Annotated in this window: 13 protein-coding genes; 9 read left to right on the forward strand and 4 right to left on the reverse strand. The window is 58.8% G+C overall.

Translation table 11 applies throughout. The features are described 5' to 3' along the window. Window positions 1–528 precede the first annotated feature (528 nt). The 4 genes from tssI to ACYZUM_RS26000 are packed head-to-tail and all read left to right on the forward strand — an operon-like array spanning window position 529 to window position 5589. Window positions 529–3846: a type VI secretion system tip protein TssI/VgrG gene (tssI, locus tag ACYZUM_RS25985; protein WP_473061371.1), complete on the forward strand. Its 3318-nt coding sequence runs from the start codon at window positions 529–531 to the stop codon at window positions 3844–3846. Continuing rightward, the gene (locus ACYZUM_RS25990) at window positions 3839–4528 is read left to right on the forward strand and encodes a DUF2931 family protein (protein WP_108184228.1); all 690 of its coding nucleotides are present in this window, start codon (window positions 3839–3841) and stop codon (window positions 4526–4528) included. The genes tssI and ACYZUM_RS25990 overlap by 8 nt, the downstream gene beginning before the upstream one ends. Then, window positions 4515–5219 carry a DUF2931 family protein gene (locus ACYZUM_RS25995; RefSeq protein ID WP_108184229.1) on the forward strand — a complete coding sequence of 235 codons (705 nt, stop codon included), beginning with the start codon at window positions 4515–4517 and terminating at the stop codon, window positions 5217–5219. Before ACYZUM_RS25990 ends, ACYZUM_RS25995 begins: the two co-directional genes overlap by 14 nt. A 13-nt stretch (window positions 5220–5232) precedes the next feature. Next, window positions 5233–5589, forward strand: a complete 357-nt coding sequence (locus ACYZUM_RS26000; RefSeq protein WP_041071609.1) for a hypothetical protein — start codon at window positions 5233–5235, stop codon at window positions 5587–5589. Window positions 5590–5683: 94 nt separating this feature from the next. Here ACYZUM_RS26000 and ACYZUM_RS26005 read toward each other — a convergent pair whose 3' ends face one another. The 3 genes from ACYZUM_RS26005 to ACYZUM_RS26015 form a co-directional block, all read right to left on the reverse strand. Further along, entirely contained in the window at window positions 5684–5959 is a 276-nt protein-coding gene (locus tag ACYZUM_RS26005; RefSeq protein WP_003213368.1) for an HU family DNA-binding protein, read from the reverse strand. A 190-nt stretch (window positions 5960–6149) separates the two neighbouring features. Next, window positions 6150–7298, reverse strand: coding sequence for an NAD(P)/FAD-dependent oxidoreductase (locus tag ACYZUM_RS26010; protein ID WP_108184230.1), 1149 nt, complete (start codon window positions 7296–7298; stop codon window positions 6150–6152). A 20-nt stretch (window positions 7299–7318) separates the two neighbouring features. Then, window positions 7319–7486 (reverse strand): rubredoxin, encoded by a 168-nt coding sequence (locus ACYZUM_RS26015; RefSeq protein WP_086792472.1) that lies wholly within the window; start codon window positions 7484–7486, stop codon window positions 7319–7321. Between the two features lie 198 nt (window positions 7487–7684). Between ACYZUM_RS26015 and ACYZUM_RS26020 the strand changes: the two genes are divergently transcribed. Continuing rightward, window positions 7685–8245 (forward strand): chorismate--pyruvate lyase family protein, encoded by a 561-nt coding sequence (locus ACYZUM_RS26020; RefSeq protein WP_473061200.1) that lies wholly within the window; start codon window positions 7685–7687, stop codon window positions 8243–8245. Continuing rightward, entirely contained in the window at window positions 8245–9135 is an 891-nt protein-coding gene (gene ubiA / locus ACYZUM_RS26025) for a 4-hydroxybenzoate octaprenyltransferase (RefSeq protein WP_108184232.1), read from the forward strand. The genes ACYZUM_RS26020 and ubiA overlap by 1 nt, the downstream gene beginning before the upstream one ends. A 123-nt stretch (window positions 9136–9258) precedes the next feature. Here the strand turns inward: ubiA and ACYZUM_RS26030 are convergent, their stop codons facing one another. Then, on the reverse strand, window positions 9259–9636 hold the full coding sequence (locus ACYZUM_RS26030) for a COG4315 family predicted lipoprotein (protein ID WP_041071626.1): 378 nt from the start codon (window positions 9634–9636) through the stop codon (window positions 9259–9261). A gap of 151 nt (window positions 9637–9787) precedes the next feature. On the opposite strand from ACYZUM_RS26030, the gene phoB reads away from it, so the two are divergent. The 3 genes from phoB to ACYZUM_RS26045 all read left to right on the forward strand — a co-directional run bounded on the left by phoB (window position 9788) and on the right by ACYZUM_RS26045 (window position 13302). Continuing rightward, on the forward strand, window positions 9788–10477 hold the full coding sequence (gene phoB, locus ACYZUM_RS26035; protein ID WP_003229608.1) for a phosphate regulon transcriptional regulator PhoB: 690 nt from the start codon (window positions 9788–9790) through the stop codon (window positions 10475–10477). 74 nt (window positions 10478–10551) lie between these two features. Continuing rightward, on the forward strand, window positions 10552–11838 hold the full coding sequence (gene phoR, locus ACYZUM_RS26040) for a phosphate regulon sensor histidine kinase PhoR (protein ID WP_260688132.1): 1287 nt from the start codon (window positions 10552–10554) through the stop codon (window positions 11836–11838). Between the two features lie 123 nt (window positions 11839–11961). Further along, window positions 11962–13302, forward strand: a complete 1341-nt coding sequence (locus tag ACYZUM_RS26045; protein WP_007962298.1) for a hemolysin family protein — start codon at window positions 11962–11964, stop codon at window positions 13300–13302. The last annotated feature ends 11 nt before the right edge of the window (window positions 13303–13313 follow it).

Below are 13313 nucleotides of genomic sequence, written 5' to 3' on the forward strand. Positions count from 1 at the left end.
GTGTAAGAGATCGCCCTATATATGGCAGGGGAATCCCTGATGGCGAATTATATTGCGCGCATTTGCCTCGCCCCCTCAGAACCCTTGATCCAGAGCGGCCCAACCCGCTCTGTGCGAATCGCCTCGAACACCCGTCCCAATACACGGCGGCAAGCATGACAACTCTCGAAAAAAATGGAAGTAGGACTCTTCCGAAAATGCATTGGATTTTACAAACGATTTACCGACGACAATACTCAACAACAAAAGTGCCATCAATTTGATGGCAATTCATTTTTCTGAAACTTTATTCAGCTCGTGAATGCTGTACTTCAGTGCTAACTCAATAATTATCGAAGTGACTTCCCACAGACATTTCCTTCAATCCGCACAACACTTTCACGCCCGGAATACTCTGACAAATGTCAGGGATACTTCTTACATCAATTTATTTCCTGCGTCGCTAGCGTGCCTTGGCAAATTCTTTTCGCGTGGCGATCAGGGAGGATCGAACACCGCGCATCGACTCACTATGCCAAGGACAAGCGTATGTTCAGTACGGGCAGCTGCGCGCCTTTCTCCCTGCACATTCCCGGCGTTCGTCATGACTTCGAGGTGCTCGCATTTGATGGTGAAGAAGCCATCAGCCGCCTGTACGCGTTCCGGGTCGAGCTGGTCAGCGAACGTGCAGATATCGATCTGGAAAGCCTGCTCAGTCAGCCGGCATTTCTGCAATTCGGGTTCAACGACGAAGGGATTCACGGGCGCATTGAAGATGTACGGGTGGGTGAAAGGGGAAAACGCCTGACCCACTATGAGCTGACGCTGGTGCCTGCGTTGCATTATCTGCAGTTCAGTCATGACCAACGGATTTTTCAGCAGCGTACGGTGCCGCAGATCATCGCGCAGGTGCTCAAAAGGCATGGCATTCAAGGTGATGCTTTTACCTTTCATGTCGCCTCGAATCCGCCACGCGACTATTGCACTCAGTACGCGGAAAGCGACTTTGAGTTCATACAGCGCCTGTGCGCCGAGGACGGAATCGCTTGGCATCACCAGCATTCGGCGGACGGCCACCTGCTGGTGTTCACCGATGACCAGGTGTTTCTCCCCACGTTGGCTGCGATGCCGTATCTGCAGGAATCCGGCATGGTGGCCGAGCATCAGGTGGTCAGCCGATTCAGTGTGCGCAACAGTACGCGCACCAGCACCGTCACTCGTCGTGACTACGACCTGAAACGCCCGAGCCTGTTGCTTGAAGCCCGCTTCACTGCCGGCTTCACTCCAGCACTGGAGGACTACCGTTATCCTCTATTGATTGAAAACGACAGGCGCGGCAAGCAAGTTGCCCGGCAAGCGCTGGAGCGCCACCGTAGTGATTACGAACGGGGCGACGGCGAAAGCGATCAGACGAGTCTGCGTAGCGGCCACTTGTTTGAGCTGAACGGACACCCGCGCAAACAGTGCAACGATCTGTGGCTGCTGCTCAGCGTTACTCACGAAGGCCGCCAGCCGCAAGTGCTTGAGGAGACCGGCACCGGCAACGTCGAACCCGCCGATGGTTTTACCCAAGGCTACCGCAATCGCTTTAGCGTGATTCCTGGCGAGGTGGTATTCAGGCCTGCACTGCCGCCGCCACGCCGTCCGCTGGTGACTCAGACCGCACGGGTTACCGGCCCCGAAGGCGAAGAGATTTATTGCGATGAGTTCGGTCGCGTGAAGATCGAATTTCCCTGGGATCGCAAAGAACTTAACAGTGACCGCAGCAGTTGTTGGGTACGCGTAGCGAGCAGTTGGGCCGGCGATCATTTTGGCGCAGTGACCATTCCGCGGGTTGGCATGGAAGTCGTGGTGTCCTTTTTGGAGGGCGACCCGGACAAACCACTGATCACCGGTTGTGTGTCCAACAGAGTTACCGCGCCACCCTACTCATTACCCGATCACAAGACCCGAACTGTCTTGCGCAGCGAAAGCTCGCCGCGCAATGGCGGTTACAACGAACTGTCGATCGAGGATCGCGCCGGGCAAGAGCTCATCCATGTGCGCGCACAGCGCGACATGGCGCAAAAAATCGGCAACAGCTTTCAACTGGAAGTGGGCAACGAGCGCCGCGAAACCATCAATGGCAACAGTTACACCCGTGCCGGAAGGTCTCTCGACATCGAGGCCGGCCAGCAAGTGCTGCTCAAGGCTGGCGCCAGTGTGGTGCTGGATGCTGGCGCCAGCATCACGCTGAAGGCTGGCGGCCATCACCTCGTGATCGATAGCGGTGGCATTTTCAGCAGCACTGAAATCGAAACGGACCGCGAGCCGCAAGACAGTGAAGCGCCCCAGCCGCTGCGGCCTGGACTGGATGGCGCATTACCCGTTGCGCCAGCGGTACACGAACGCGCAGAGGCAGAGCTCGAGGAAGAGGAGGAAGAAGTCGACCTGGAGGATGAGACGCCGGGGGGAATAACTTTGCGTATCGGGGTGTTTTTCGATGGCACGGGGAATAATCGAGTGAACAGCCAAATGACCGCTGGCTGTTACGCGCTCGAGGTGGGGCTGGCGGAGCAGGCGGAAGAAATCCAAAAGTTCTGCATGAGCCAAGGTTATGACGAATGGGGCGGAGCACCCGATACCAGTTACGGCAACGACCTGAGCAATGTGGCGAGGCTATATGACTTGTATCGCGATGACAGTGAACGAAGATTGGAAAGTGATGAACCTACTGGATTCATCCCGGTATATGTGGAAGGCATCGGCACCAGCAGCGGAGCGGAGGACTCGCTGTACTCGCAAGCAACTGGAGACGGCGCACAGGGCGTCTTGGCAAGAGTCGAGCAAACTCCCTCACTCATCCTAGAGCGGCTGCGTTTTTTTCATCAGCACAATGAAGATAGGAAAGTCGCTCGAATCGAGTTTGATATTTTCGGATTCAGCCGAGGCGCTGCGGCTGCGAGGCACTTTGCCAATGAAGTGCTGAAGAGCGAGAAAAACATCTTGGCGGAGGTATTCGCGAACACACCTATGACCGTCGAGGGTTTCAGCCGGGATGACATCGCCATCAACTTCATTGGCATTTTCGACACTGCTGCAGCCGTCGCAAAAATGTCCTTCGGCGATTTTAGCGTTCACGACGCCGCAAACCCCGGCGTAAACCTTTACCTCGCGCCAGACATTGCAAAAAAAGTTGTGCATCTCGTGGCAAGGGATGAGCGCCGTCACAATTTTTCGCTGAACACCGCCGATACCGCCGATATCGTATTGCCAGGCGTGCACTCCGATCTGGGTGGCGGGTATGTGCCCCGTATCACCGAGCGTGTTTTACTCAGCAAACCCCGCCAAAGCCCGGAGGATGTGCGCCTGCCCCATCATGAATCCGATGCTTACAGGGTCACACAGTATGAACTCAGGCGACTGCAAGACCAGCTCAATCTGCATGGTTTGCCACTGCAAATACGTACTTGGGAGAAGATATTCACCCGAAACGCCAGGGGCGACAGAGCCCGTTGGAAACAAGTGCATGCAGTCATCAGTTGCGAGCGTGAAGTACGCAATGATCTGTCATTGATCTATTTGCGAGTCATGCGGGAATTGGGCGTGAAACATGGCGTCCAGTTCAAAATCATTAAAGAAGACGACAGCCGGTATGCGCTGCCAGAGGAACTACACACCATCGCAGGAAAATTAATGGCTTACGCGCTCGGTGAAAGCCGCCGTATCGGATTGACACTGGCCGAAGAAGCTCTGCTCGTAGCTCGCTACATTCATCTATCCGCAAATTGGAACGCTGCAAGAGGATTGGATGGGAGCGAACTCAGCATCGTGTTCATCAACCGGCCCGCCGAAAACTTTATACGTGCGGTGCATCCTAATGTTTGAGAAATATGTCTCCTGCAGCATTTTTTGCAGTTTGTCGCTTGCACTGCTTTTGAGCGGATGTACTTCACCTTCTGATCGCTCTCTGCCCTACGACGCATGGACAGTGCAGTTTTTCTCTCCTGACTACATGGATGTAGTGATTGAGTCTACCGCGGCAGTAGATATAGATAACCGGCTATTCAGTAACGTCGGCAGCAGCGTCGCAGCACAACGCTATCCGAACCCGTACAGAAAAGGCACACCGAGCGAATTCAAAGGCAATCCTGCCGGGTGGCCCGAAGACCCTTGGGGGAAAGGTCGACCGACTTCAGGCGCGAACCTACCCGAACGTATCTATGTCCGCTGGCAGTCTCTCGCTGAACCCCAAACCTACGAGGTTGTTATCAGAATTCCAGAGGCCACTCGAAAGCTGATGCTTGAACGCAAGGAAAGCTTTTGTGCGTTCGATGGAAAAGTCATAACGCAATTCCGAAAATGGCTGGTAGTGGGACTGGCCCCGGGTGGTATTGCCAAGGTATGGGTTCGCGGACCATGCCTTCCGGGAGTCGAAGTCACACGTGTAGAAGGCATAATCCACTCAAAGGGATCGAATAGCGGGCTCAGAGACGGGAAATACTCTGCTCTACAGGAAGAATCCAAAGCCTATATCGAAAAATTCGGCATTCCCTATGGCTCGTGGTAATCACAATCCGGTTATCTCACCGGGGAATCCAAGCCATAACATAGGCAAATACTTATGCCTGCTTTTCGGATTTCTGCTGGCAGTTTGCACTCAAATCCATGCTCAAGCGAAAGATAATCAGCCCTGGTTCCTTGGCTTTGGAGCACCAGACTATATGGAGGTCTGGATTGAAACCGCCGATGTGGTGGATATCCGGGAGCGAGTATTCCGACGCGCCGGAGCCGGAATTGCTTCGGTAAGAGTCCCGGCCGATAAAAAAGGCACACCGGCAGGTTGGCCAAAAAATCCCGGAAGTGGCGCAGGGCGTGATGTCACCGGCGCTGACCTGCCCCGCTTGATCTACGTGCGCTGGCAGTCACTGGCCGAACCTCAGACCTATGAAGCCTATATCGTCATCCCCGAATCAGCCCGGGAGATCATGCGCAAGCCGGAGAAAGTTTTTTGCAGGGCTGATGGCAAATGGATTACCGACTACCGCGACGGCGTCGGAATCGGCTTGGCTCCCGGCGGCATTGTGAAGGTCTGGCTTGGAGGACCTTGCCTCAAGTCTCTAGAGATTGCTCGGGTCGAAGGAAGTGTAGTGAAACAAGGCCCCTATCAAGGAAAAAACGAGGGGCGGTACGCGTTGCCCCTATCACCTGAATCAAAAACCTACATCGAAAAATTCGGCATCCCCTTCGGGAGCTGGTAAGGAGCTTTACCTCATGGAATTGAAACCCCTGCTTTTCGCAGCACTGATGTCGCTACCCGTCACTCAAGCCTCCGCAGATACCCCACCACTGGACGGTCATTACTATCTGACCGGCGCAATGGAAATGGGCGCCGAATTGCTGCTGCGCAAGGACGGCACGTTTGACGCAGGCGTGGCATATGGCAGTGCTGACGGCTTTGCCAAAGGCACCTGGCAGGTGGAGAACAACACCGTGACACTGAAGAGCGAGACCAAAGCGGCGTCGAACAGCGATTTATCCGGCCTGTTTCAGGATCTGCAACTGGCAATCGAGCCGAACTGCCTGGCCGTGGATTTCGGCAACGGCAAGGCCTGTTTCCGACGTCAGTAAGCCGATTGGCAGCCACAAAAAATGGGCACCCGACCGCAATCGGTGTGCCCATTTTTATTGCAGTTCTCCCTGCTTGTCAGGAGTTCGCCGCAACTTAAGGATTGACGCTGTCTTTCAACGACTTGCCTGGCTTGAATGCAACAGTGTTGCTGGCCTTGATTTTCACCGGTTCGCCGGTTTGCGGGTTCTTGCCGGTGCGGGCGCCGCGGTGGCGTTGCAGGAAGGTGCCGAAGCCCACCAGCGTGACGCTGTCCTTGCGGTGCAGAGCGCCGGTGATTTCTTCGAGGACGGCGTTGAGCACGCGGTTGGCCTGTTCTTTGGTCAGATCCGCTTTTTCAGCGATTGCAGCGGCGAGTTCTGGTTTACGCATTAGTGAAGCCCCTTTGACGGTTTTTTGTTGTTATGTCCGTGCTGTTCTCGTTGGAACAGCGCCCAAGGCGCCGCAGGCTCTACTCTGCGGCAGACGGGAGTGAGAATGGCACGCGGATACCGGCGGCGCCAGTCTCCCCGCGACCTTTGTAGGGGCAAAAGCGGGGTGATTCCGACAGAACGACCGGTATTTACGCCAGCAGGGGCGGAAGCTGTTTGTTCAGGGCGAGTTTTTCCATCACCGCCGCGCCGGTCAGCGCGTAACCGAGCAACTGACCCTCGGCACTGTGGCACAGGGCCTTGATGTCGGCGCCCTGCCCTTCGACGGTCCAGACACCTTCGCTGCCCCGAGGCGGTGGCGACACGACCAACGGGCATACCGGGGTTTTCACCGTGATCGGCATCGCGCCGTAGCTCACGGCTGTCGGATTGCCGGCCAGGGTTTGTGCCAGCGCACGCGCACAGCTCATGAGGGGCATCACGTACAACAGATTCAGCCCATCGACCTCGGCGCAGTCGCCCAGGGCGTAGATATTGGCGTGGGACGTTTTCAAATAACGGTCGACGACAACGCCGCGATTGACCTGCACCCCGGCAGCCGCCGCCAGATCGATGCGCGGACGCAGGCCGATAGCCGACACCACCACATCGCAGGCAATCACCTGGCCGTCGGACAGATGCGCTTCCAGCCCATCCGCGACTTTTTGCAGGCGGGTGAGCACCGGGCCAAGGTGAAAACGCGCGCCCAGGCTTTCCAGCCCGGCCTGCACGGCGGCCGCAGCGGCCGGGTGCAGCAGCATTGGCATCACTTGCTCGCACGGCGCCACCAGTTGCACCTCGTAGCCGCCGAGGATCAGGTCGTTGGCGAATTCGCAGCCGATCAGGCCCGCTCCCAGCAGCAACACGCGGCGCTTGCCCGCAGCGGCGGCACGAAAGCGTGCGTAGTCTTCGAGATCGTTGATCGGGAATACCAGTTCGGCGCCATCGCCTTCGATCGGCACCCGCACGGTTTCCGCGCCCCAGGCGAGGATCAGGTCGCGGTAGTACACCGCTTCTTCGCCGATCCACAGGCGCTTGTGGCCGGCGTCGATGCCGCTGATGCGCGTGTGGGTGCGCACTTCGGCCTTCAATTGCTCGGCCATGGCGCCGGGTTCGGCCATGCTCAGGCCATCAGCGTCCTTGTTCTTGCCGAAACCGGTGGAGAGCATCGGTTTGGAGTAAGAGCGCCCGTCGTCGGCGGTAATCAGCAGCAGCGGGGTTTCGCCATCGAGTTTGCGAAACTCCCGGGCCAGGTTGTAACCCGCGAGCCCGGTGCCGACGATTACGACAGGTGCGTTCATGCCTTACTCCTTGGTTTTTCTCAGTTGATTTCGATCATTTCGAAGTCCGACTTGCCGACGCCGCAATCCGGGCACAGCCAGTCTTCCGGCACGTCCTGCCACAGGGTGCCTGGCGCGATGCCGTCATCCGGCCAACCTTCGGCTTCGTTGTAGATCAGGCCGCAGACGATGCATTGCCACTTTTTCATTCAGGTACTTCCTCAATTCAGGCTTTGGTCGGCGCGGACGGTCGATGGTGGTTGCGCTGCCGTCCGGCTCAGGGCGTTTTGTACTGAGGGTGCCGGGCAGATGCAAGCCTGTTCGGCGCAACGGCGACCCGGATCCATCAAATTCGCAGCACGCCATGTTAAGCTCGCCGCCTCATTTGCGGCCAATAATGACTCATTGTGCACCATTCAAATGCCTGCCCGGCCCCGCTCTGGCTGACTCAAAACCGACTGACGCCCCTTCCCGATTCGTTGACCCTGAACTGGTTGTTCGACGAAGGCTCGCTGACCCGCCGCCTGACGCGGCTGTCGAATGACGGCTTCAGCGTCACACCGTTGTTCGAAGGCTGGGACACTCTGCGCAGTGACGAATGCGCGGCGCTGGATCTGGCCGAAGGCAGCGAAGGCTGGGTGCGCGAGGTGTATCTGCGCGGTCACGGCGAGGCCTGGGTGTTCGCCCGTAGCGTGGCGTCACGCGCCGCCCTGCAAGGCGACGGCTTGCACATGGACGAACTGGGCAGCCGCTCGCTGGGCGAACTGCTGTTTTGCGACCACGCTTTCCAGCGCCGCGCCATCGAGGTCTGCCACTACCCGCAGGACTGGCTGCCATCAGAATGCCGCGCGCCGGAACTGTGGGGCCGCCGCTCGCGCTTCGACCGTGGCGCCCTGAGCGTGCTGGTGGCGGAGATTTTCCTGCCGACGCTGTGGAGCACCGCCCGCGCCCATCCGGAGAACAGCTGATGTACCAGAGCCTGCTCAAGTCCCTGAACCGCTTGAACCCGCGCGCCTGGGATTTCATTCAGCTGACGCGCATGGACAAGCCGATCGGCATTTACCTGCTGCTGTGGCCGACGCTATGGGCGCTATGGATTGCCGGTAAGGGCTCGCCCTCGCTGGCCAATATCGTGATTTTTGTCCTCGGCGTGGTACTGACCCGCGCCGGGGGTTGCGTGATCAACGACTGGGCGGATCGCAAGGTTGATGGCCACGTCAAACGCACCGCGCAACGACCGCTGGCCAGCGGCAAGATCAGTTCGAAAGAGGCGCTGGTGTTCTTCGCGCTGCTGATGGGCGTGAGCTTCCTGCTGGTGCTGTGCACCAATGCGCCGACCATCTGGCTGTCGCTGGGCGGCCTGGCGCTGGCGTTCACCTATCCGTTCATGAAGCGCTACACCTATTACCCGCAAGTGGTGCTCGGCGCGGCGTTCTCGTGGGGCATGCCGATGGCGTTCACCGCCGAAACCGGCGAACTGCCTGCCGCCGCGTGGCTGCTGTGGATCGCCAATCTGTTGTGGACGGTGGGTTACGACACCTATTACGCGATGACTGACCGTGATGACGACCTGAAGATCGGCGTGAAATCCACGGCGATTCTGTTTGGTGATGCGGATCGGGTAATCATCCTGACCCTGCAGGCGCTGTCATTGGGCTGTCTGCTGCTGGCCGGGTCGAAGTTCGAGCTGGGGACGTGGTTCCATCTCGGCCTGCTGGTGGCCGCGGGCTGTTATGCGTGGGAGTTCTGGTACACCCGCGATCGCGACCGCATGCGTTGCTTCAAGGCGTTCTTGCACAACCATTGGGCCGGATTGGCGATTTTTGTCGGGATCGTGCTGGATTACGCGTTGCGCTGATCCACAAAAACCTGTGGAAGCGAGCCTGCTCGCGAAGGCGTCGTGTCAGTCAGCCAATGTGTTAACTGACACACTGCTTTCGCGAGCAGGCACGCTCCCACAGGGATGTAGTTGCTGCAGGAATCAGTGTTTAGGCATGTGCCACATGTCCTTGAACCCTTCCCCCTTCATGTCGCCCGGTTTTTCATCCATTTTGAAGGTGTAAAGCGGCTTGCCGTCATATGCCCACTGCATGGTGCCGTCATCACGCTTGATGGGGGTGAATTTGCCTTCAGCCTTGGCACCCGCCGGCGCCATCATCGGCGGCCAGTTCTTCGCGCAATCGCCGTTGCACATCGATTTACCGCCCGTGTCCTTGTCGAAGGTGTACACGGTCATGCCTTTGTGATCGGTCATCATGCCGTCTTTCATCATGACCGGGTCAGCGGCGAACGCCATCGACGGTAATGCAACGGCAGCAGCCATCAGCAGGGCTTTGAAAGAAGCAGTCATTTGAGTCATGGAAACCTTCTTTTGTGGTTGTCAGGATTCGGACTTAGAGCTTAGCCCAGGATCACGCCAACCGCCGGGCGACTAAAATACTGTCACACGACTGCAATAATTCCGTTATCTAATGCGGCGCAAGACAGTTAAATGACAAGAGGATTAAGGCATGGTTGGCAGGAGCATTCTGATCGTCGACGACGAAGCGCCCATTCGCGAAATGATCGCCGTTGCGTTGGAAATGGCCGGCTATGACTGCCTCGAGGCGGAGAACTCGCAGCAGGCACACGCCATCATCGTTGACCGCAAACCGGACCTGATCCTGCTCGACTGGATGCTGCCCGGCACCTCCGGCATCGAACTGGCCCGCCGCCTCAAGCGTGACGAGCTGACCGGGGACATCCCGATCATCATGCTCACCGCCAAGGGCGAAGAGGACAACAAGATCCAGGGGCTTGAAGTCGGCGCCGACGACTACATCACCAAGCCGTTTTCCCCACGCGAACTGGTCGCCCGCCTCAAGGCTGTGCTGCGCCGCGCCGGCCCGACCGATGGCGAAGCGCCGATCGAAGTCGGCGGCCTGCTGCTCGACCCGATCAGCCACCGCGTGACCATCGACGGCCGTCCGGCCGAGATGGGCCCGACCGAATACCGTCTGCTGCAATTCTTCATGACCCACCAGGAACGCGCCTACACGCGCGGGCAGTTGCTGGATCAGGTCTGGGGCGGCAACGTCTATGTTGAAGAGCGTACCGTCGACGTGCACATCCGGCGCCTGCGCAAAGCCCTCGGCGATGCCTACGAAAATCTGGTACAAACCGTGCGCGGCACCGGCTACCGGTTTTCCACCAAGGCCTGATCCGACCGCCAGACTCGCTGACAAGGACCGTATTTTCCGTGAATCAAAACTGGCATGGCACCCTGATTCGCCACATGCTGTTGCTGGTCACCGCCTGCCTGGTGATCGGCTTGATCAGCGGCTATTACGGCTGGAGCCTCGCTGCAGGCCTGGGCCTGTATCTGGCCTGGACGCTCAAGCAACTGCTGCGCCTGCACGAATGGCTGCGTCTGCACCAACCCGATGAAGCACCGCCCGACGGCTATGGCCTGTGGGGCGAGGTATTCGACAGCATCTACCACCTGCAACGCCGCGACCAACGGGTACGCGGGCGCCTGCAAGCGGTGATCGACCGGGTGCAGGAGTCCACCGCCGCGCTGAAAGATGCGGTGATCATGCTCGACAGCGACGGCAACCTGGAATGGTGGAACCGCGCCGCCGAAACCCTGCTCGGCCTCAAGACCCCGCAGGACAGCGGCCAACCGGTGACCAACCTGGTGCGCCATCCGCGCTTCAAGGAATACTTCGAGCAGGACAGCTACGCCGAACCGCTGGAAATCCCTTCGCCCACCAATGATCGTGTGCGCATCCAGCTGTACCTCACGCGTTACGGCAACAACGAACACTTGATGCTAGTGCGCGACGTCACGCGCATCCATCAGCTGGAACAGATGCGCAAAGACTTCATCGCCAACGTCTCCCACGAACTGCGCACGCCGCTGACGGTGATCTGCGGCTACCTGGAAACCTTGCTCGACAATGTCGAGGAAGTGAATCCGCGCTGGAGCCGCGCCCTGCAGCAGATGCAGCAACAGGGCGGGCGCATGCAGACCCTGCTCAACGACCTGCTGTTGCTGGCGAAACTGGAAGCCACCGATTACCCGTCGGACAATCAGCCGGTGCAGATCGACACCCTGCTGCAATCGATCAAGAGCGACGCCAAGCAGTTGTCCGGGCAGAAAAACCAGAAAATCACCCTCGAAGCCGACGGCAAGATCCTGCTCAAGGGCAGCGAGGCGGAACTGCGCAGCGCCTTCTCCAACCTGGTGTTCAACGCCGTGAAGTACACCCCGGCCGAGGGCAACATCCGCATTCGCTGGTGGGGCGACGAGCAAGGCGCGCACCTGAGCGTGCAGGACTCCGGGATCGGCATCGACAGCAAGCACCTGCCGCGCCTGACCGAACGCTTCTACCGTGTCGACTCCAGTCGCAACTCCAACACCGGCGGCACCGGGCTGGGCCTGGCAATCGTCAAACATGTGTTGCTGCGCCACCGCGCACGGATGGAGATCAGCAGCGTGCCTGGTCATGGCAGCACGTTCACCTGCCACTTCGCCCCGGCCCAGGTGGCCCAGGCACGGGCCATCAGCGCCGCCGAGTGATACCGGCCAGCACGCGCCACTAGGCAATCGCCAAGTCAGCCGCTACATTGGCTGACTTGCGTCTGCCTTTCAGGCGCGATTTTTTCTCTCTTACGAATCACACGGAACCTGCAAAACTCCATCATGGACCCTTCCCCTGGCTTGTCCCTCGCTACGATTTTCGCCGATTTCGGCATGATTCTTTTCGCTCTGATCCTGGTGTTGCTCAACGGCTTCTTCGTTGCAGCGGAATTCGCCATGGTCAAACTGCGCTCGACCCGGGTCGAGGCCATCGCCGACAAGAACGGCTGGCGCGGGCACATCCTGCGCACCGTTCACAGTCAGCTGGATGCGTACCTCTCGGCCTGTCAGCTCGGTATCACCCTCGCCTCCCTCGGCCTGGGCTGGGTCGGTGAACCGGCGTTCGCGCACCTGCTCGAACCACTGCTGAGCGCGGTCGGCGTGCAGTCGCCGGAAGTGGTCAAAGGCATTTCGTTCTTTACCGCGTTCTTCATCATTTCCTACCTGCACATCGTGGTCGGTGAGCTGGCGCCCAAGTCGTGGGCGATCCGCAAACCCGAGCTGCTGTCGCTGTGGACGGCAGTGCCGCTGTACCTGTTCTACTGGGCGATGTACCCGGCGATCTACCTGCTCAACGCCAGCGCCAACGCGATTCTGCGCATCGCCGGCCAGGGCGAACCCGGCCCGCACCACGAACATCATTACAGCCGCGAAGAACTGAAACTGATCCTGCACTCCAGCCGTGGTCAGGACCCGAGCGACCAGGGCATGCGCGTGCTGGCCTCGGCGGTGGAAATGGGCGAACTGGAGGTGGTCGACTGGGCCAACTCCCGCGAAGACCTGATCACCCTCGAATTCAACGCACCGCTGAAAGAAATCCTCGCGATGTTCCGTCGCCACAAGTTCAGCCGGTATCCGGTGTACGACAGCGAACGCCAGGAGTTCGTCGGTCTGCTGCACATCAAGGACCTGTTGCTGGAACTGGCGGCGCTGGACCACATTCCCGAGTCGTTCAACCTGGCTGAACTGACCCGCCCGCTGGAGCGCGTGTCGCGGCACATGCCGCTGTCGCAGCTGCTGGAGCAGTTCCGCAAGGGCGGCTCGCACTTCGCCGTGGTCGAAGAGGCCGACGGCAACATCATCGGCTACCTGACCATGGAAGACGTGCTGGAAGTGCTGGTCGGCGACATCCAGGACGAACACCGCAAGGCCGAGCGCGGGATCCTCGCGTATCAACCGGGCAAGCTGCTGGTACGCGGCGACACGCCGCTGTTCAAAGTTGAACGCCTGCTCGGTATCGACCTGGATCACATCGAAGCGGAAACCCTCGCCGGGCTGGTCTACGAGACCCTCAAGCGCGTCCCGGAAGAGGAAGAGGTGCTGGAAGTCGAAGGCCTGCGGATCATCATCAAGAAGATGAAAGGGCCGAAGATTGTGCTGGCCAAGGTGTTGATGCTGGATTGATGGGTGTTTTG

The organism is Pseudomonas sp. m6p, assembly GCF_055760375.1.